The sequence below is a fragment of the Vibrio sp. D173a genome (assembly GCF_030248475.1).
In genome coordinates this window covers 1-761 of sequence record NZ_JAHGAH010000611.1, presented here as the reverse complement: position 1 = coordinate 761, position 761 = coordinate 1, and the positions used below count along the sequence as shown (strand labels likewise).

Sequence of the window (761 nt, the reverse complement as noted above, 5' to 3'; positions counted from 1 at the left end):
CCACGAATCTCTTTAAAGTTGAGCGTTAAGGCGCCTTCAAACAGGATAATGGCGACACCCAATGAGATAAGTGGGAACAGTACATCACCAAAGATGGCGTCTGTATCAATCAATCACCAAGTCCAGGACCAAGCAGCAATCCGACAACAAGCAGAGGAAGAATAGCAGGAAGCTTTAAGCGCCAACCGAGCAGCTGACAAGCCAAGGAGAGAAGCCCAATTAGAGCCAAAGACGAAGCGATGGATAAGTCCATTTGATCCCCTAAAGCCTGCACCACATCCGCGGCACAGGCTTAATCTGAATATGAAAGCCTATGTTTTTGAATTATAGGCTCTCATTGTCACTTCAACTGAGAATTGTTGTGACTTATCAGTTAGGTATCCATCGATAATAGATAAGAACTATCGCAATATAAATAAGAGTTACAGCGACAGAGCCACACCTGCAATCGAAGCGCTCATCAAGTTCGCCAAAACGCCAGCACAAATTGCACGGAAGCCGTATTGAGAAATGAATGAACGACGCTCTGGTACTAAGCTACCCAAACCACCGATCAGGATCGCCATGGTTGAGATATTCGCAAAACCACACAATGCGAAAGTTACGATAGCTTGCGAGTGTTCGCTCAGTGCTTCTTTGGCTTCCATTAGCTGGATGAAGGCAACAAACTCATTCACAACGATTTTTTTACCAATGAGTGAGCCCGCCACAATCGCTTCATTCCACGGTACACCAATTAACCAAGCAACGGGTGCAAACAT

The 761-nt window shown here is 45.5% G+C and carries 1 protein-coding gene and 1 pseudogene; both read right to left on the bottom strand.

The features are described from left to right. A pseudogene (locus tag KIV40_RS27910) lies at positions 1-253 on the bottom strand (sodium:proton antiporter); the annotation flags it as partial. A gap of 169 nt (positions 254-422) precedes the next feature. Next, positions 423-761 (bottom strand): nucleoside transporter C-terminal domain-containing protein (locus tag KIV40_RS27905; RefSeq protein ID WP_285352454.1); only part of this gene is annotated, 339 nt, incomplete at its 5' end.